Below are 18,398 nucleotides of genomic sequence, written 5' to 3'. Positions count from 1 at the left end.
TGTGAGAGTAGGGCACCGCCAGGTTACCAAATACATAAATAAAGCAGAGTAGAATAAAAGATAAGAACCCCAGTTGAAGGACTGGGGTTTTTGTTTTTTATAATTTACTCATTATTTCATGAAAAGAATTAAAGTAGAAGATAGAAATCTTATTTCAATAACGAGTTTTTACTTTTGTATTGCCTACAATATAGTTTTAATAAATATACCTATTTATATCATTTAGAATTTTGATTTCTTATATTTTTCAAATAGACTTTATATACTCATTTCTAATCTCATCCATTATGCTTAAAAATTTAGACGAAATAACTTCAAGTATTATCGCTGATCCCCAAAATAAAGAGTTTACAGAACGTGGAATTTTTCCTTTATTTTCGGCCCCTAAAACAGCTAGGATTAATATTGTTGGTCAAGCACCTGGATTAAAGGCTGAGCAAACTCGTTTATATTGGAATGATAAAAGCGGTGATCGTCTGCGTGATTGGCTAGGTGTGGATTACGATTATTTTTATAATTCAGGGATGTTTGCGGTTCTTCCTATGGATTTCTATTATCCTGGAAAAGGAAAATCTGGAGACTTACCTCCAAGGTCTGGGTTTGCAGAAAAATGGCATCCCCAGATTCTAGAAAATTTACCGAATATTCAGTTAACCCTTTTGATTGGTCAATATGCACAGAAATTTTACCTTTCGGATAATAAAAATAACGTAACTGAAACAGTTAAAAATTATCAAAAATTTTTACCGCACTTTATTCCTTTAGTTCATCCTTCACCTAGAAATCAATTTTGGATAGAAAGAAATCCTTGGTTTGGCGAAAAGGTCATTCCCGATTTGCAAAAATTAGTGAAGCGTATCATCAATGAATCAAAAGGGTAGTTGTCATATTTTTACTTTTTTCAATCTTAAGGCGTTCATCAATACGGAAATTGAACTCATCGCCATCGCAGCACCTGCAATGACTGGATTTAGAAAACCGAAAGCAGCAAGGGGTATTCCGAGAATATTGTAAATCAAAGCAAAAAATAGATTTTGTTTGATATTTTTCAAGGTTGCTTTTGCAATAAAAAGCGCATCTACAAGTTGATTCACCGAATGTTGCATAAGTGTTGCAGAAGCCGTTTGTTCTGCAATATCTGAACCTGATTTCATCGCGAAACTGACGTTTGCAGCGGCTAAAGCAGGCGCATCATTTATTCCATCCCCGACCATTGCTACAACATGACCTAGAGCTTTTAGCTTTTGAATGTGTTCCGCCTTATCTCTAGGGCTGAGTCCACCAAAGGCTTTTTTAATGCCGAGCTGTTTTGCTATGTAATCAACGACAGATTGTTGATCGCCACTCATAATTACTACATTAATATTTTGCTGTTGTAAGCGTTGAATGGCGTGCAAGCTATCGTTTTTTAAGGTGTCCGTCAGCGCAAATGCACCAATAGGTTCATCATTTATAGATACCGCGACAATGCTCGCAATTTGCCAGATATCCTCTAAATTTTTAGGCAAGATTAAACCGCAATAATCTGGTTTACCAACTTTTATTGTTCCCACTTGTTCTAATTCGGCTTGAATTCCTTTACCAACTTCCATCTTTGCGAAAAGTGCGGTGGGAATTTCTAACATTTTTTGTTCTGCTGCTTGCACAATAGCTTTTGCAATTGGATGGTTAGCTTGTTGCTCAACGGCTGCGGCAAAACGATACAAATCGTCTTCAGAATACACCGCACTTTGTGGTTGCCATAGTGCTGAAATTTCAAGCTCTCCCTTTGTTAGTGTGCCAGTTTTATCAAGTACAACGGTATCCACATGGGCAGTTCCCTCCATTGCTGCTGCATCTTTAAACCATACGCCAGCATTAACCGCTTTACCTAAACCAACCATTATGGATGCTGGTGTGGCTAATCCCAAGGCACAAGGGCAAGCAATTACAAGCACGGATACTGCGTGAATAAGTGAAGACACTCTATCATTAGTCAGAACGTAGGTGAGTGCGAAAGTAACAAGTGAAATCAGTAATACAGCAGGTACAAACACTGACGCAACTTTGTCAGCAAATCGTGCAATTGGCGCTTTTGAGCCTTGCGCATCTGATAATGCATTCATCATATCGCCAAGTAAAGTTTGGCTACCAAGCTGATTTGCTCGATAGATAATAGAACCTTCTGTTACCATCGCCCCCGCTAATACTTTTCCACCTTTCTGTTTTTCTTCTGGACGAGATTCGCCCGTTAAATGACTTTCATCACACCATCCATTTCCACTTTCAATTATGCCATCTGCAGCAATACGCTCGCCTTGATTTGCACGAATGATCTCGCCAATATTGACTTGGTCAAGAGCAATTTCAGTCCATTTGTCATTACGTAGAGCAGTGACTTTTTTCGGTGTCAGTTGCAAGAGCATACTTAAGCTATTTAGGCTGTGCTTTTTAGTGCGATCTTCAAGAAATTTTCCAAGGCTGACAAAACCAATCACCATAACGGAAGCTTCAAAGTACACATGCCCCATTGCATGATTGGCGTGGTAAAACAACATGAAAGCAGAATAAAGATAAATGGTGAGTGTTCCTGTACTGACAAGTACATCCATATTGGCAAGTCCACCGCGAATACTACCGATTGCTCCGCGATAAAATGGAATGGCTAACCAAAGTTGCACAATGCTCGCTAACGCAAATTGCCAAATCGGGGGTAACATCAACTGATGTGATCCACTCATCATGCCAAGCATACTAATCAGAAATGGAATATTGATTATCCAAAGTATGATTAATCGCCAAGGGATTGATGTATTTTTTCCTTCTAGTGGCAATTCATTGGCTTGTTTGATATGAGCAGAGAACCCCGTTTTATGAATAATCTCTATAATTTCAGTTTCGCTTGCTTGCGTAGAGTCAAATACAACTTGTGCTTCTTCGGCGGCAAAATTCACTCCAGCTTGTTGCACAAATGGTTTTTTATTTAAAACTTTTTCAATACGATTGGCACAAGATTGGCAGGTCATCCCACCAATCTGAATCGAAATTTTTTTACTCTGTGGCGTCAAATCCGGCATCTTCAATTACCTCAATCAACTGTGCAACATTGACTCGATTTTCATCAAAAGTAATATTTGCTTTACCTTCTAGTTGAACATCAGCAGACTGTACGCCATCTAATTCAGTTAAAACTCGAGTAACGCTTTTTACGCAACCGCCGCAATGCATGCCTTCTATGTTTAATGTGATGGTTTTCATTTTTACTCCTTGTTAGTTGTTTTATTGATGGCTACACTATAAACTTTTACGTAAGGTTAAGGTCAAGGAATTTTTTATGAATATTAGTGAAGCCGCAAAATTAGTAGGTTTATCTACGAAACAAATCCGTGATTATGAAAAAATGGGTTTAATTAAACCCGCTGTGCGCAGTTTGTCGGGATATAGAAATTATGGAGAAAGTGATTTAGAAAGGTTGCATTTTATTCGCCACTCACGCGATGTGGGATTTTCGCTACATCAAATCGCACAATTATTAGCACTACAAGATAATCCTAAGCGTAGCAGCCGCGAAGTGAAAGCGCTAACGGCTCAACATATTGCGATGTTGAATCAACAAATAGAACAGTTACAAAAAATGGTACAAGAATTGCAGCGTTGGCATGATAATTGTCAGGGCAATGATTGCCCTGAATGTTCAATTTTGAATGGATTAAAAGGATAAATGAAAAGTGCGGTTAATATTCCCAACTTTCTGGATCGACACCTAATTCACGCATAAGCACTTTGGCATCTTCGGGAATTTCATCATTACGCTCTTTCATTAAATCTGCATCGGTGGGCAAAGGTTGACCGGTGAATGCATGCAAAAATGCTTCGCAAAGTAATTCACTGTTGGTTGCATGACGTAAACTTTTTAATTGGCGGCGAGTACGTTCATTTGTCAAAATTTCCAATACTTTGATTGGAATAGACACAGTGATTTTTTTTACTTGCTCGCTTTTTTTGCCATGTTCTGCATAAGGGCTGATATATTTTCCGTCCCAATCCGCCATAATTTACCTTAGTGCTTATTGATAACCTTACAAATTGTCCGTATTCTAATGAAAAATCAAATAAATAACAATCTAGACGGCTAAACTTCTATGTTAAAAAAGAGAAAAGAAAAGTGCGGTAATTTTTTAGATTAAATATAAAGAAACGCTAGACAGTACAGGGTTTTAGTGGTAATTTACGCGCCATTCAAAGAGCATTGACTCACCATTCGAATCATCAATTCTTATTAATTCCAATATTTATTCATTATGCATTTAACTGAACTTAAAAATACGCCTGTTTCTGATCTTGTGAAACTTGGCGAAGAACAAATGGGCTTAGAGAATTTAGCTCGTTTGCGTAAACAAGATATTGTCTTTGCAATTTTAAAACAGCACGCCAAAAGCGGTGAAGATATTTTCGGCGGTGGCGTGTTAGAAATCTTACCGGATGGTTTTGGTTTCCTTCGTTCTGCTGACAGTTCCTACCTAGCAGGCCCTGATGATATCTATGTTTCCCCAAGTCAAATTCGTCGTTTTAACCTTCAAACTGGTGATAAAATCGAAGGCAAAATTCGTCCGCCAAAAGAAGGCGAACGCTATTTTGCACTTTTAAAAGTTGATCAAGTTAATGATGACAAACCTGAAGTTTCTCGTAGCAAAATCTTATTTGAAAACTTAACCCCATTGCATGCTAACTCTCGTTTAAGAATGGAGCGAGGCAATGGATCAACGGAAGATTTAACCGCACGTATTTTGGATTTAGCATCACCAATTGGTAAGGGACAACGTGGTTTGATTGTTGCTCCACCAAAAGCAGGTAAAACCATGTTGCTGCAAAACATTGCGCAAAGTATCACACATAATTATCCTGATGTAGAGCTTATCGTATTATTGATTGATGAACGCCCAGAAGAAGTGACAGAAATGCAACGTTCAGTAAAAGGAGAAGTCATTGCTTCTACTTTTGATGAGCCTGCAACTCGTCACGTTCAAGTGGCAGAAATGGTAATCGAAAAAGCAAAACGTTCAGTAGAGCATAAAAAAGATGTGGTAATTCTGCTTGACTCTATTACGCGTTTAGCACGTGCTTACAATACAGTCACTCCAGCTTCAGGTAAAATTTTATCTGGTGGTGTGGATGCGAATGCATTGCATCGTCCAAAACGTTTCTTTGGTGCTGCGCGTAATGTAGAAGAAGGTGGTAGTTTAACGATTATTGCGACAGCGCTAGTTGATACCGGTTCGAAAATGGATGAAGTTATTTTCGAAGAATTTAAAGGTACAGGTAATATGGAATTACACCTTTCTCGTAAAATTGCAGAAAAACGTGTATTCCCTGCAATTGATTTCAATCGTTCAGGTACCCGTAAGGAAGATTTACTTACTTCACCTGAAGAGCTTCAAAAAATGTGGATTCTACGTAAAATTCTTAATCCTATGGGAGAGGTAGAAGCAATGGAATTCCTTATTGATAAACTTATGGTTGCAAAAACCAATGAAGAATTTTTTGAAGTAATGAAACGTTCATAGAAGGAAATATTCTAAAACTCTTTTATATAGTCGGTACTCTTATAGGAGTGCCGATTTTTTATTGTTCGAATTTACCGCACTTTTTATAAAAAAATTTTAACTTGATCACAATTTTAGAATTTGCTCTTTGAGATTCTTTATTTATCGGCATAACATAATACTCAAATTTTGTTAGGGCATATTTTGCTCTGCAAATTGACAAATTTAAGTAATTTATGCTTTGGAGCAAGCTATGAAACCAACAGAAAAACTCAAATGGAACAAATTTGATGCAACATGGATGTTAAACCTTTTCGGTACGGCGGTTGGCGCTGGCGTCTTATTCCTACCGATTAACGCAGGAATGGGTGGATTTTGGCCGTTAGTTTTAATGGCAATTATCGTTGGACCGATGACCTATTTTGCTCACCGAGGCTTAGCCTATTTTGTACTTTCATCAAAAAATCCTGGCAGCGATATTACTGAAGTGGTGGAAGAACACTTTGGTAAAACAGCGGGTAAACTTATCACCCTACTTTATTTCTTTGCTATTTTCCCTATTCTTTTAATTTACGGTAACGGTATTACTAACACTGTCGATTCTTTCATTGTGAATCAACTTGGCATTGCGTCACCAAACCGAGCTATTCTCTCTTTTGTATTGATTGCAATATTGATTTCCGTTATGCTATTTAATGAAAAAGTGATGTTAAAAATCACAGAATGGCTTGTTTACCCGTTAGTATTAATTTTATTCGCACTTTCTATTTACTTAATTCCAGAATGGAATGGTGCGATGTTACATGAATTCCCAACAGCAGGCGGTTTCGTCACAACATTGTGGCTTACTATTCCTGTATTGGTATTCTCATTTAACCATTCACCAGCAATTTCATCTTTCACTTGCTCACAATTCCGTGAATACAAAACTTTCGATGGTGCAGAACGCCATATCGGCCATACAGAAAAAGGCACCTCAACGATTTTGTTATTCTTTGTAATGTTCTTCGTATTTAGCTGCGTATTGACATTAACACCTGAAGAATTAGTGGCAGCAAAAGCACAAAATATCAGTATTTTGTCTTTCTTAGCGAATAAATTTGATAATCCATATATCTCTTATTTTGGCCCGCTTGTTGCATTCTTAGCGATTACTAGCTCATTCTTCGGTCACTATATGGGCGCACGTGAAGGCTTAGAAGGCTTATATTTGAAAATGAAAGGCGAATCTGTAAATCGTAAAAAACTCAATTATGCGACCGCACTTTTTTTCTTATTAACTTTATGGGGCGTTGCGATTATTAATCCAAGTATCTTAGGCTTAATCGAATCTCTTGGTGGTCCAATCATTGCGATGATTTTGTTTATCATGCCAATGTACTCGATTCGCAAAATCCCAGCGATGAAACGCTACAGCGGACGTTTCAGCAATGTTTTTGTAACGATTATGGGATTAATCGCTATCTCTGCGGTTGTTTATGGATTATTATAAACGCCCTTTAAAGTTTAGCGAATTTTGAGAAATTTATGATTAGCGTATTTGATATGTTTAAAGTGGGAATTGGGCCATCCAGTTCCCACACTGTCGGTCCGATGAAAGCCGGCAAACAATTTATAGACGACTTAATTGAACGAAATCAGTTTGAACAAACCGCTGAAATTCATGTGGATGTTTATGGTTCTCTTTCGATGACAGGGAGAGGCCATAGTACGGATATCGCCATCATCATGGGGTTAGCGGGTTATTTACCACATAATGTGGATATCGATATGATTTCAGGTTTCATCGAGAAAGTGAAACAAACTGCGCTTTTACCAATTAATGTTGGTCAAAAAACGGTAAAATTTGATTTTGAAAATAATCTCATTTTCCACCGCACTTTTTTAAAATTGCACGAAAATGGCATGACAATTACGGCTCTTGATGAGAATCGCACAGAGCTTTATCGCCAAACATATTATTCGATCGGTGGTGGTTTTATTGTTGATGAAGCCCATTTTGGCCAAGAAGAAAAAACTACAGTCCAAGTGCCTTATCCTTACAAAAATGCAGAAGATATTTTGAAACATTGCAGTGATAACGGCTTAATGCTTTCCACTGTGATGTTGGAAAATGAAGTCGCCTTGCATGGCAAAGAAGCTGTCAGTGCTCATTTAGAGAATGTTTGGAAGACGATGCAAGCTTGTATCGAACACGGTATTCACACTGAAGGAATTTTACCTGGGCCATTACGAGTGCCACGTCGTGCAGCATCCCTTTATCGTATGTTGCAAGCAAATACTAATTTGTCCAACGATCCAATGCGTGTGATCGACTGGGTTAATATGTTTGCGCTTGCTGTCAATGAAGAAAATGCAGCAGGTGGACGCGTAGTCACAGCGCCAACCAACGGTGCATGCGGGATTATTCCAGCAGTATTAGCTTACTATGAGAAATTCATCTCGCCATTAACACCTGAAATCATTGAACGTTATTTATTAGCAGCAGGAATGATTGGTTCACTTTATAAAATGAATGCTTCGATTTCTGGCGCAGAAGTGGGTTGTCAAGGTGAGGTGGGGGTAGCCTGTTCAATGGCTGCTGCTGGACTAGCTGAAATTTTGGGTGGTAATCCACTGCAAGTATGCATCGCAGCTGAAATTGCAATGGAGCATAACTTAGGATTAACTTGCGATCCTGTCGGCGGTCAAGTTCAAGTACCTTGTATCGAACGCAATGCGATTGCTTCAGTTAAAGCAATCAATGCATCACGTATGGCTTTACGCCGTACCACTAATCCAAGAGTAACCTTGGATAAAGTGATTGAAACCATGTATGAAACAGGCAAAGACATGAATGCCAAGTATCGTGAAACATCTCAAGGCGGACTTGCAGTTAAGATTGTGTGTTCTTAGTAGAGGTAAAAAAGGATTGAGCAATGCTCAATCCTTTTCATTTTGTTAACAACAAATATCTTGTACTACAAATTGAAGTGAATGGCGCGCAAATTGTTGCTTTTTTCGATGTTTTAAACGTCTTAAACGTGAATTTCGAGATAAAGAGGTTTGTTGTAAATTGGTTTTCTTTTTAAGAAAAGCTTTGCGTTTTAACATTTTATTTATCCTTTTTTTCTTTTATTTCTTCTGAATTTCCAACCGCACTTTCGTTGTTGGTATTATCATTCGTTGTTTGATTTTCTTGGACTCGATGATAATTAACAATGCTATTCATATAGCGGCGAATATTTTCTACATATTGATGGGCTTCATAGCCTCGCGCATAGCCGTATTTCAGTTGGGAATAATAGCGTTTTTCTGCTAATAAAGGCAGATTTTTTTTCACATCGAGCCAATTATCTGGATTTCCTCCAAGGTTTTTAGTTAAACGACGTGCATCAATTAAGTGGCCCAGCCCCATGTTATAGGCGGCTAAAGCAAACCAAATTCTTTCTTCTTTTTCAATGGTTTCTGGAATTTGACTAATCAGCCAGTGTAAATATTCTGATCCCGCTTTAATGCTTTGTTCAGGATCTGTTCTATCGCTGATTTTCATATGTTGCGCGGTATCTTTAGTTAACATCATTATGCCACGCACGCCCGTAGGTGATGTTGCATCAGGATTCCAATGAGACTCTTGATAAGCGACCGCTGCGAGTAATCGCCAATCTAATTCACCTTTGTATTTTTCAAAGAGCGGTGAGAATTGTGGCAGGGTATTTTCAATTGCGTTCATATAAGAGCGCGTATCCACGTAATCAAATTGTAAAATATGTCCTAAATATTTTTCTTTTAAATTATCCACTAGCCCTGTTTCCTGTGCATTATTCATAAAATTGAGTAAGGCCGTTTGCAGATCGTTGTAGGCATTATTAGGTAAATACCAGTGAATGCTTGCTTCATCAGTAATATCAAAGGCAATGGCTAATTCTGGTTTGATTTGTTGGATCGCCGCAATATCAATCGAATTTGCAATAACGTAAGGAATTTTGCCTTCAGACAGCTGTAGCAATAGTTCTTCTTGAGTAAACGCTTGATTTCTTTTCCAAGTTAATTGTGGATATTGTTTTTGTAATTCTTTTAGTTTTTCTTCCAATGATGAATTGTTAGCAATATAAATTTCTTTCTTGATATCGCCTAGATTTTTAGGACGTTGTTCATTTTTTCGATAAGCTAATTGCCATGAAGCTGAATGATATGCTGGGCCAATTTGGAAACGTTCTGCATTATTAGGATGATATAAAAGGTGAGCCGCAGCTAAATCAATATTATGCTTATCTAGCTCATTAAATAATTGTTCTTGATTATCGAAAGTTTTAATTTCGAGTTCTACACTCAATGAATCAGCAAATGCTTTAGCCAATTCATATTCAAAGCCTCGTTCACCGTCTTTATTTATAAAATAAGAAATAGGGTTGTTTATTGTGCCCACAATGAGTGAGCCTCGTTCTTGAATTGCTGTATAGTGGTTTTCTTCAGCATGGCGTAGAAATTGCCATGGGAATACCATATCAATAGCCCAAAGCAATAAAGCCAAGGCAGTAATAATACGTAAAAAGAGACCTTTCAATGATTTTTCCTATATAAAAAGCTTGCGGGATTGTAGTTAGAATTTAAGCAATAGACAATAAAAAACCCCTTGAGGTTCAAGGGGCTAAGCTTTGTTCACCGAATAGTGCTAAATTTTAAATGATGCAAAAAACATTAGGAAACAGCACTATTCTTTATATCGTAAGGATCTTATCCTCGGCGATCACGGCGTGGTTTATCGCTAAAAGAGCGGTTACTTTTTTCGTTAAATTTACGATTTCCACGATTGTCACCACTGCGTTCATTACGTCCGCGTTCTCCACGGAAATCGCCACCACGGCCTTTACGTTTACCGTTAAAATCATCGCCACCACGGGAACTATCAGACTTCACCGCACCTAAGAAAGACATTTGCATTTGTTTATTCAATACGCGTGTTTTACCGAATTGTTGCAATAATTCTTTCGGCATACCTTGTGGCAATTCAACGGTAGTGTAGTCATCATAAAGTTTGATATGACCAATATAGCGGCTATTGATATCACCTTCGTTAGCAATTGCACCAACGATATGGCGAACTTCTACACCATCTGCACGACCCACTTCAATACGATATAAATCCATTGGTTGTGGATTTCCGTAGCCTTTACGTTCGCCACGACGTTCAGCTGAACGTGGATTTTCACGGCGATCACCTCGTTCATTACGTTCACGACGACGTTTTTCCATTGGTGGATCAGGTGGAAGAATTAATTTTTGTTTGCCTTGTAGCAACATTAACATTGCTGCAGCAATATCTTCTTGATCCTGATCAGCTGTGAATAAGTCTTCTAATAAACTACGATATTGTTCTAAATCGTGATGCTCGAGTTGTTTCGTAATTTTTGCGACGAATTTTTTGCGACGGCATTCTTGTAACACAAGATGATTTGGCAATTCTACTTCATTGATACCTTTTTTCATTAGGTGTTCAATATTACGAAGTAAACGACGCTCACGAGGCTCAACGAATAATAAAGCACGACCAGAACGACCTGCACGACCAGTACGGCCAATTCGGTGTACATAAGATTCTGCATCAAGCGGAATGTCGTAGTTCACCACAAGGCTGATGCGTTCAATATCAATACCGCGTGCGGCCACATCGGTTGCTACTACAATATCTAAACTGCCGTTACGTAAGCGATCGAGGGTTTGTTCGCGGAGTTGTTGTGTCATATCACCATTAAGTGCGGCAGAACGGAAACCATTTTTCTCAAGTAGTTCTGTAATGTCTAACGTGCCAGTTTTAGTGCGAGCAAAAATAATTGCGGCATCAAAATCTTCCACTTCTAAGAAACGAAGAAGAGCTTCATTTTTACGCACGCCGTGCACATACCAACAACTTTGGTCGATATCTGGGGCATTTTCGTTATTAACCTTGATCTTCACTTCTTTCGGATCATTCATAAAACGTTTCGTAATACGACGGATCGGTTCAGGCATTGTTGCAGAGAATAACGCAGTTTGGTGATTTTCTGGTAATTCTGCCATGACGGTTTCTACATCATCAATGAAACCCATACGTAGCATTTCATCTGCTTCATCTAATACGATAAAACGAAGCTCAGAAAGATTTAATGTTCCACGGCGAATATGGTCAAGAATACGACCTGGTGTACCCACAACCACTTGTGCGCCTTGTTTTAATGCACGAAGTTGGATGTCATAACGTTGACCACCATATAAGGTAACAATGCGAGTGCCATGAGCATATTTAACAAATTGTTCGCACGCATCGGCAACTTGAATAGCAAGTTCTCGAGTAGGCGCCATCACTAACATTTGTGGATGTTTTTCACTTGGATCGATTTGCGCTAATAAAGGCAGTGCAAAGGCAGCGGTTTTACCACTACCCGTTTGTGCCATACCTAGCACATCATTGCCACTGAGCAAATGTGGGATACAAGCTTGTTGAATTGGAGAAGGGGTTTCAAAACCTAAGTCAGAAACAGCTTTTAAGATGAACTCAGGTAAGCCTAAGTCATTAAAAGTAATTTTGTCAGTCATTAAAATACTCGAATATAAATAAGGAAAGCTCAAAGAGGCCTTCGGTTTATTAAGTTGAGCAGAGCGAATGAGTTTTTCTATTCGTTCTACTGCAAAGAGCGGTGAGTTTTTGATTGATTTCTAGAAAACAATCGCTTTTGTGACCGCACTTTTCTCTTCTTTTTCTTCGTCTTCTGTTTGAACCGGTTTTAATTTCATGAGTTCAAACGCGGCAAAACGATACTCAACAAAGTTATAAACCTGATTTGCCATAGCTAGTTTAAATAAAGCTGCTGCTTCATCTACTAGCCCTACATTGAGTTTTTGTTTTGCTAGATAAAAATAGGTTTCTGTGAGAATTTCAGCATATTGTTGTGAATTTTCAGCAAATTCACTTGCACGTTGTTGTAATTCTTCTACAGAGATGCGTCCTAAGTAATATTGAACGATGTGTGTACCCCAGAAGTCCTCTGATAGCCCTTTTGCTCGTTCAACAAGGTTTTTTTGGGCTTCTTGTGGTTTTAATTTTTGTTCGTTCAAATATAGCCATAAGACACGATAGGGATCTTTTGTATCGGCTTGGTAGAACTGTAAGAAATCTTGCTGAGCAAGATGGTAGCGCCCTACATAATAAAAATTTAAACCACGATTAAGGTGGGTATAGTCATAACTTGAGTCTAATTCAAACACAGTATTGAAAGCTTCCAATGCGCCGTCGTAATCTTCTTCAAGCAATAAATAAAGCCCTAAGTAATTGTACACAGATGCCATTTTAGGCTGTAATGCAAGGGCTTGAGTAAAATCGTAACGAGCAAGTCCCCATAATCCAAGGGAATCATAGAGTACGCCACGTTCAAAATGTAGTGATGCACGTTCTTCATTACTCATTTTTCCAACGAGTAGTACTTGGCTTAATCGCACGATCATCACTTCTTGTTCAAAGTGAGTATTCGGGTTTTGTTCAGCCAACACGACATGATTTTTAGACACAAAACCACCCCTAGACTGAACACAGCCTGCAAGGAGTAAGATCGCACATAAGCTAAATAAATAGACTATAAAATTGCGAGATAAGCGAAAACACCGCATTTGCTTTCTTTATGCCTAAAAGTTGGAAAACAACAAAACTTGGCAGCAGTTGCTACCAAGTTTTGATTCGATATTCCAAGATTATTCCTGTTCTTCTACAGAATCTTCTTGGTTAATTTCAGTTTCTTGTTTTGGAGCCAAGTCTTTCATTGTTAAACGAATACGACCTTGACGATCGATTTCAACAACTTTTACATTTACTTCTTGGCCCACTTGGAGGTAATCGCTAACTTTTTCTACGCGCTCTTCAGCAATTTGAGAAATATGAACTAAACCTTCTTTATTTCCAACGATTGCTACGAATGCACCAAAATCAGCAAGGCGAGTCACTTTACCTTTGTAAATTGCGCCAGCTTCAACTTCTGCAACGATTTCTTCAATACGTCCCATTACGTTTTTCGCTGCATTGCTGTCTACTGCGGCAATTTTCACTGTACCATCATCGTCGATATCGATAGAAGTACCAGTTTCTTCAGTTAATGAACGAATTGTTGCGCCACCTTTACCAATGACATCTTTGATTTTCTTAGGATCAATTTTCATTGTATAGATGCGCGGTGCGTAATCGGAGATATCCGCGCGTGGAGCCGGGATAGCTTGTTCCATTACGCCAAGAATGTGCATACGTGCACTTTTCGCTTGGTTTAATGCAATTTGCATAATTTCAGGGGTGATACCTTCAATTTTAATGTCCATTTGAAGTGCCGTAACACCTTCACGTGTACCCGCTACTTTAAAGTCCATATCACCTAAGTGGTCTTCATCACCTAAGATATCTGAAAGCACCACAAATTTTTCTTTTTCTTTCACTAAGCCCATTGCTATACCTGCAACAGCCGCTTTGATTGGTACACCCGCATCCATTAACGCCAAAGACGCACCACATACAGATGCCATAGAAGAAGAACCGTTAGATTCAGTGATTTCAGATACAACACGCACGACATACGGGAATTCTGCAAGGCTTGGCATAACAGCCGCTACACCACGTTTTGCTAAACGACCGTGACCGATCTCACGACGTTTTGGTGAGCCAATCATACCGGTTTCACCTACAGAATATGGAGGGAAGTTGTAGTGGAATAAGAAGTGATCTTGACGTTCACCTGTTAATTCATCAATGATTTGTGCATCACGTTCAGTACCTAACGTTGCAACAGCTAATGCTTGCGTTTCACCTCGGGTGAAAATTGCAGAACCGTGAGTACGTGGTAATACACCAGTACAAATGTCTAATGCACGAACGGTATCAATGGTACGTCCGTCAATACGCGGTTCACCCGCAATGATACGGCCACGAACGATTTGGCTTTCAAGTGCGGTGAAAATATCCACGATTTTACCTTCGCTGATTTCTTCATCTTCTGCTGTGATTTGTGCAATCACATCTGTTTTAATTGCATAGATTTGTTCGTAACGTGCTTGTTTTTCAGTAATACGGTATGCATTGCCTAAACGCGCTTCAGCAATTGCTTTTACTTTATTGATTAAATCTGTGTTTGGTTGTGGTGCAACCCAATCCCAACGTGGTTTACCTGCTTCTTTTGCAAATTCTTTGATTGCTTCAACTACAACTTGTTGTTGTTGATGACCGAATACGACTGCCGCTAACATTTGTTCTTCAGTTAAAATGTCAGCTTCAGATTCAACCATTAATACGGCTTTGTCAGTACCTGCAACCACTAAGTCCAAACGGCTTTGTTTTTGTTCTGCCATAGTTGGGTTTAATACGAATTGGTTGTCGATAAAACCAACGCGCGCAGCACCGATCGGACCGTTGAAAGGTACACCAGATAAGGTTAATGCTGCAGAAGCACCGATCATTGCCACTAAGTCTGGGCTGATTTGTGGGTTTACAGAAACTACAGTTGCCACAACTTGGATTTCGTTGAAGAAACCTTCTGGGAATAATGGACGAATTGGACGGTCGATTAAACGTGCAATTAAAGTTTCGCCTTCAGATGGACGACCTTCACGTTTGAAGAAACCACCAGGGATTTTACCTGCCGCATAAGTACGCTCTTGGTAGTTTACAGTTAATGGGAAGAAGTCTTGGCCTTCTTTCACATCTTTTTTAGCCACAACAGTCACGAATACCGTGGTATCGTCCATGCTTGCTATGACCGCAGCGGTTGCTTGACGTGCAATCGCGCCGGTTTCTAGAGTAACGGTATGTTGACCGTATTTAAATTGTTTAACAATTGGATTCACAATGTTTCCCTTAAAATTTATATTAAAAACAATGCTTTATTTTCCAGATTGCGACTAGCAAAAGAAATCTTTTGTAAATATAATCGCACTTTCGAGTGCTTAAAATTGCTTTTGATAGCCGCACGCTAATGTAGAAAATAAAGCCTGAGCATTATACAGGATGTTTTGCCTTAGTGGGTAACTTTATTTCACATTGTCAACTTGTTATGATTGCGTCACTTTTATTTTGCTCTAAAAAAGTTGATTGTGACTCACTCAAATTAGATTCCCCTTATGAAATATAATGTAATTATGGCTAGTGATGCCAACTATCTTCCTTATGTAGAAATTACACTGAAATCTTTATTAATGCACCATGAAAATCTCTCTGTTTTTATTTTACATACAGGCGATATTTCTGAGTCGTGGCAAAATGATCTTCAACCTTATTTTGCTAAACGCTATTCAACATTACAATTAGTTCATATAGATAAATCAGAATTAAGTTCTTTTAGTGCAAATAATTATATTACTTCTGCTACTTATTTAAGATTTTATATTGATCGCTTACTTCATTATAGTGATATTCCTTATTGGATTTATCTTGATTGTGATATCGTGATTAATGGCAATATTATGCTTCCTTTTGAATGCTTAGATTTTTCTCGCCACTCATTAGCCGCAGTTTTAGATCCTTATGTAACTCGCATAGGCCATCCTTATCAAGATGGGGATTATTTTAATGCGGGAGTTTTATATTTGAATATGGAGAAGTATCGCTTAGGTATTTCATCATTTTCTAAAGAATTATTTGAATTACATGAAAAGTTAAAAGAACGTTTAATTTATGGCGATCAAGATATACTAAATTACTATTTTAAAGATCGTTGGATTCCATTAGACAAGCGTTATAATTTTCAATTAGATCATATGATTTCAATTAATAGTCTTGATATTTCTCCTGTTATTCTTCATTTTACAGGCCCTCATAAGCCTCTTGATAATATTTTTTCTGAGAATGCTTGTGTTAATGCCGTAATTTCATTGTTTAGACTTTATGCGTCAATAAGTTGGCAAGATATTTGCTCTCTTCCGCTCGGTACTGTAAGAGCTAACTGGACTAATCAAGAAAGATGATGTAATCAGTAGCTTTATTTCATTTAACCGACTTGGTATCATAGAATAACTTTTATCCACTATAAGGAAAATTCTATGATTATTAGCAGTTTAACCAGCCCGAATTTTAAAGTTGGTTTACCAAAAGTGATTGCTGAAGTATGTGATTATTTGAATACGTTAGATTTGAATGCGTTAGAAAATGGTCGCCATGATATTAACGATCAAATTTACATGAACGTAATGGAGCCGGAAACGGCAGAACCAAGCAGCAAAAAAGCAGAGTTACATCATGAATACTTAGATGTTCAGGTGTTAATCCGCGGAACGGAAAATATAGAAGTTGGCGCTAATTATCCTGATTTGTCTAAATATGAATCTTATAACGAAGCGGATGATTATCAACTTTGTGCAGGTATTGATGATAAATTCACCATCACAATGAAACCAAAAATGTTCGCTGTATTTTATCCTTACGAACCGCATAAACCTTGCTGCGTAGTGAATGGAAAAACAGAAAAAATAAAAAAATTAGTCGTAAAAGTACCTGTTAAATTAATTTAATTTTTGAAAAAGGGCGGTTAAACATGTTTTTGTTTTTAACCGCCCTTTTTTATTATTTAATCACCGTAATTGACCATTTGGCATCATCAATTTGTTCGAAGTTTGTTACTTCATAACCTTCTTCTGCAGCCCAAGCAGGAATGGCCTCGGTGGCTTGTGTGCAGTCGAATTCAATTTCTAGGCCATCGCCTTTATTTAACTTAGCCATGGCTTCTTTAGCTTCAACGAGAGGAAATGGGCAAACAAGGCCAAGTGTTGGTAATTTAACGATCATATAAACTCCTTATGATGCTTTTGATAATTTTAAACGTTGTGGACGGATAATGGTGAAGTAGGCGGCTACCCAAGTGCCGAGAATCATCAATGGCAATGAGACCCAACCTTGCCAAGAGAAAAAGGCAGTTTCGACTAAGCCATTACCGATAGAACAGCCACCTGCAAGGGTTGCGCTAATACCCATGAGAATACCGCCGAGTCCGCTACGTAAAATTGTGGTGGCATCTGGTACACGGACACGAAATTCATTGCTTGCTTTCGCGCCGATGAATGACCCGATAAAAATCCCTAAGACCAAGAATACGCCCCAATTTATAAATTTATTGTCTCCAGTAACGAGGAATTGCATGATATTGGCTGATGGTCCAGTGATCCCGAGTCCAAATTCACGACCAGTAGCAACACTGAGTGGCCAAGCCGCAAGTGCGATTAATCCGATTAACACAGCAGAGAAAAATGGGTGCCAGCGTTTTTCAAATAATAAGTGAGCAAGCCCCGTTTTCTTCGGTTTTAATGCAGCGACTTTTACGCTTGGTTTGCTGAGATGTTTGTATACATAAAAGGCTGTCACTAAAGTTAATAATGCGACTAACCACCAAGGTGAAATACCGAATGTATCGTAAATGTTGCGTTGTTCGATATTGATACTGCGTAAAGCTTTATTGAATTCTCCTAATGGGCCGGTGCGCATGATGGCACTTAATAACATATAAGTGAATAACGCGACCCAACTGCCGACTAAGCCTTCTGCAGCTCGGTACCATGTGCCTGTTGCACAACCGCCAGCAAGAACAATGCCGATACCAAACACAAAGGCACCGATAATCACGGCTAGAAAAGCAAAATTTTCAGCCGGATCCACATTTAATATACCGATTTCTTTTAAGAGAAAGAAACCAATAGATTGCACGGTAATCGCCAATAAAAGGGCTACAAACATTTTGTTATTTTTGGTGACATACATATCGCGAAATGCGCCAGCAATACAAAAGCGCCCACGCTGCATCACAAATCCGAGTAAAATTCCGCAAAGTAATCCGGTTAAAAGCATAAATATTCCTTCTATTTTAGAACTAAGTAGGTTGGTATTTTCTAAAAAAATAAGAA

Annotated in this window: 17 protein-coding genes; 7 read left to right on the top strand and 10 right to left on the bottom strand. The window is 38.4% G+C overall.

The window, feature by feature from the left end:
- Nucleotides 1-287 precede the first annotated feature (287 nt).
- A complete protein-coding gene (locus KP713_RS03695) occupies nt 288-881 on the top strand; it encodes a uracil-DNA glycosylase family protein (RefSeq protein ID WP_140527338.1) in 594 nt (197 codons plus the stop codon).
- Nucleotides 882-884: 3 nt separating this feature from the next.
- Here KP713_RS03695 and KP713_RS03690 read toward each other — a convergent pair whose 3' ends face one another.
- Both KP713_RS03690 and KP713_RS03685 read right to left on the bottom strand, forming a co-directional pair.
- Nucleotides 885-3,056, bottom strand: coding sequence for a heavy metal translocating P-type ATPase (locus KP713_RS03690; RefSeq protein ID WP_215769888.1), 2,172 nt, complete (start codon nt 3,054-3,056; stop codon nt 885-887).
- Entirely contained in the window at nt 3,031-3,237 is a 207-nt protein-coding gene (locus KP713_RS03685; protein WP_005634291.1) for a heavy-metal-associated domain-containing protein, read from the bottom strand. Before KP713_RS03685 ends, KP713_RS03690 begins: the two co-directional genes overlap by 26 nt.
- 76 nt (nt 3,238-3,313) lie before the next feature.
- On the opposite strand from KP713_RS03685, the gene cueR reads away from it, so the two are divergent.
- Nucleotides 3,314-3,700: a Cu(I)-responsive transcriptional regulator gene (gene cueR / locus KP713_RS03680; protein ID WP_215769887.1), complete on the top strand. Its 387-nt coding sequence runs from the start codon at nt 3,314-3,316 to the stop codon at nt 3,698-3,700.
- A gap of 13 nt (nt 3,701-3,713) precedes the next feature.
- Here the strand turns inward: cueR and metJ are convergent, their stop codons facing one another.
- A complete protein-coding gene (gene metJ / locus KP713_RS03675; RefSeq protein WP_005634287.1) occupies nt 3,714-4,031 on the bottom strand; it encodes a met regulon transcriptional regulator MetJ in 318 nt (105 codons plus the stop codon).
- A 249-nt stretch (nt 4,032-4,280) separates the two neighbouring features.
- On the opposite strand from metJ, the gene rho reads away from it, so the two are divergent.
- From rho to KP713_RS03660, 3 genes are all read left to right on the top strand, one after another.
- A complete protein-coding gene (gene rho, locus KP713_RS03670) occupies nt 4,281-5,543 on the top strand; it encodes a transcription termination factor Rho (RefSeq protein WP_048954295.1) in 1,263 nt (420 codons plus the stop codon).
- Nucleotides 5,544-5,775: 232 nt separating this feature from the next.
- Nucleotides 5,776-7,014, top strand: a complete 1,239-nt coding sequence (locus KP713_RS03665; protein ID WP_215769886.1) for an HAAAP family serine/threonine permease — start codon at nt 5,776-5,778, stop codon at nt 7,012-7,014.
- Nucleotides 7,015-7,049: 35 nt separating this feature from the next.
- Nucleotides 7,050-8,417, top strand: a complete 1,368-nt coding sequence (locus tag KP713_RS03660; RefSeq protein ID WP_140580970.1) for an L-serine ammonia-lyase — start codon at nt 7,050-7,052, stop codon at nt 8,415-8,417.
- Between the two features lie 45 nt (nt 8,418-8,462).
- Here the strand turns inward: KP713_RS03660 and KP713_RS03655 are convergent, their stop codons facing one another.
- From KP713_RS03655 to pnp, 5 genes are all read right to left on the bottom strand, one after another.
- Nucleotides 8,463-8,615 (bottom strand): hypothetical protein, encoded by a 153-nt coding sequence (locus KP713_RS03655; protein ID WP_179855769.1) that lies wholly within the window; start codon nt 8,613-8,615, stop codon nt 8,463-8,465.
- A 1-nt stretch (nt 8,616) separates the two neighbouring features.
- Nucleotides 8,617-10,068, bottom strand: a complete 1,452-nt coding sequence (gene mltF / locus KP713_RS03650; protein WP_215769885.1) for a membrane-bound lytic murein transglycosylase MltF — start codon at nt 10,066-10,068, stop codon at nt 8,617-8,619.
- A gap of 170 nt (nt 10,069-10,238) precedes the next feature.
- Nucleotides 10,239-12,077 carry a DEAD/DEAH box helicase gene (locus KP713_RS03645; protein WP_215769884.1) on the bottom strand — a complete coding sequence of 613 codons (1,839 nt, stop codon included), beginning with the start codon at nt 12,075-12,077 and terminating at the stop codon, nt 10,239-10,241.
- Between the two features lie 120 nt (nt 12,078-12,197).
- Nucleotides 12,198-13,145, bottom strand: a complete 948-nt coding sequence (gene nlpI / locus KP713_RS03640) for a lipoprotein NlpI (RefSeq protein WP_215769883.1) — start codon at nt 13,143-13,145, stop codon at nt 12,198-12,200.
- 81 nt (nt 13,146-13,226) lie between these two features.
- A complete protein-coding gene (pnp, locus tag KP713_RS03635) occupies nt 13,227-15,356 on the bottom strand; it encodes a polyribonucleotide nucleotidyltransferase (RefSeq protein ID WP_215769882.1) in 2,130 nt (709 codons plus the stop codon).
- Between the two features lie 273 nt (nt 15,357-15,629).
- Here pnp and KP713_RS03630 point away from each other — a divergent pair, with 273 nt between their 5' ends.
- Complete coding sequence (locus tag KP713_RS03630; protein WP_140527329.1) at nt 15,630-16,472, top strand: glycosyltransferase family 8 protein; 843 nt, start codon at nt 15,630-15,632, stop codon at nt 16,470-16,472.
- Between the two features lie 75 nt (nt 16,473-16,547).
- Nucleotides 16,548-17,015, top strand: a complete 468-nt coding sequence (gene nanQ, locus KP713_RS03625) for an N-acetylneuraminate anomerase (protein WP_065264437.1) — start codon at nt 16,548-16,550, stop codon at nt 17,013-17,015.
- A gap of 52 nt (nt 17,016-17,067) precedes the next feature.
- Here nanQ and KP713_RS03620 read toward each other — a convergent pair whose 3' ends face one another.
- Both KP713_RS03620 and KP713_RS03615 read right to left on the bottom strand, forming a co-directional pair.
- Nucleotides 17,068-17,289, bottom strand: coding sequence for a sulfurtransferase TusA family protein (locus KP713_RS03620; protein ID WP_005631077.1), 222 nt, complete (start codon nt 17,287-17,289; stop codon nt 17,068-17,070).
- 9 nt (nt 17,290-17,298) lie between these two features.
- A complete protein-coding gene (locus KP713_RS03615) occupies nt 17,299-18,342 on the bottom strand; it encodes a YeeE/YedE family protein (RefSeq protein WP_252346293.1) in 1,044 nt (347 codons plus the stop codon).
- Nucleotides 18,343-18,398 lie beyond the last annotated feature (56 nt).

Origin of the sequence: Haemophilus sp. SZY H36, from assembly GCF_018829625.1 — a bacterium.
GTDB lineage: Bacteria > Pseudomonadota > Gammaproteobacteria > Enterobacterales > Pasteurellaceae > Haemophilus > Haemophilus haemolyticus_K.
The sequence above is the reverse complement of the archived record's forward strand: the minus strand, read 5'-3'. Positions and strand labels throughout refer to the sequence as shown.